General features: G+C 48.4%; 1 rRNA gene. It reads right to left on the bottom strand.

From position 1 onward, the window contains the following. A 16S ribosomal RNA gene (locus tag BM192_RS20600) occupies positions 1–1,254 on the bottom strand; the annotation flags it as partial. Positions 1,255–1,424 lie beyond the last annotated feature (170 nt).

Below are 1,424 nucleotides of genomic sequence, written 5' to 3'. Positions count from 1 at the left end.
CCAGCTTGCTGCCCTCTGTACCACCCATTGTAGCACGTGTGTAGCCCCGGACGTAAGGGCCATGATGACTTGACGTCGTCCCCTCCTTCCTCTCTGTTTGCACAGGCAGTCTGTTTAGAGTCCCCACCATGACGTGCTGGCAACTAAACATAGGGGTTGCGCTCGTTGCGGGACTTAACCCAACACCTCACGGCACGAGCTGACGACAGCCATGCAGCACCTAGTTTCGTGTCCTTGCGGACTCATCTATCTCTAAATGATTCACTAACTTTCAAGCCCGGGTAAGGTTCCTCGCGTATCATCGAATTAAACCACATGCTCCTCCGCTTGTGCGGGCCCCCGTCAATTCCTTTGAGTTTCAATCTTGCGACCGTACTCCCCAGGTGGAATACTTAACGCTTTCGCTTAGCCGCTAACTGTGTATCGCTAACAGCGAGTATTCATCGTTTAGGGCGTGGACTACCAGGGTATCTAATCCTGTTTGATCCCCACGCTTTCGTGCCTCAGCGTCAATTAAACCATAGTAAGCTGCCTTCGCAATCGGTGTTCTGTGACATATCTATGCATTTCACCGCTACTTGTCACATTCCGCCTACCTCTAGTTCATTCAAGCTCTTCAGTATCAAGGGCACTGCGATAGTTGAGCTACCGTCTTTCACCCCTGACTTAAAAAGCCGCCTACGCACCCTTTAAACCCAATAAATCCGGATAACGCTTGGATCCTCCGTATTACCGCGGCTGCTGGCACGGAGTTAGCCGATCCTTATTCCTTCGGTACATTCAGCTACTTACACGTAAGTAGGTTTATTCCCGAATAAAAGCAGTTTACAACCCAGAGGGCCGTCATCCTGCACGCGGCATGGCTGGTTCAGAGTTCCCTCCATTGACCAATATTCCTTACTGCTGCCTCCCGTAGGAGTCTGGTCCGTGTCTCAGTACCAGTGTGGGGGGTCATCCTCTCAGATCCCCTAGACATCGTGGTCTTGGTGGGCCGTTACCCCGCCAACTAACTAATGTCACGCATGCCCATCTTAATCCTATAAATATTTGAACATTGGATAATGCTATCCTGTGTTTTTATGCGGTCTTAATCCGAATTTCTTCGGGCTATCCCCCTGATTAAGGTAGGTTGCATACGCGTTACGCACCCGTGCGCCACTTTCTTATCCAGCAAGCTGGATAATATCGTTCGACTTGCATGTATTAGGCCTGCCGCTAGCGTTCATCCTGAGCCAGGATCAAACTCTCCATTGTAAAATGTTGGTTTGAAACTGACCATTCTTAACTTGTATTAATAATAGTCTGTATTCTTATTTGTCTGTCAGACTTGACTCGAAATCCAGGTAAGTATTTCATGTACTTTGAAGCTGTACCTGTTTACCCTGTTTCTTTATAAATGACATCTCTTTAATGAACTTCTCGGC

This window comes from Pedobacter antarcticus (assembly GCF_900112985.1).
Lineage (GTDB): Bacteria > Bacteroidota > Bacteroidia > Sphingobacteriales > Sphingobacteriaceae > Pedobacter > Pedobacter antarcticus.
This window is presented reverse-complemented; position numbering and strand designations above follow the sequence as displayed.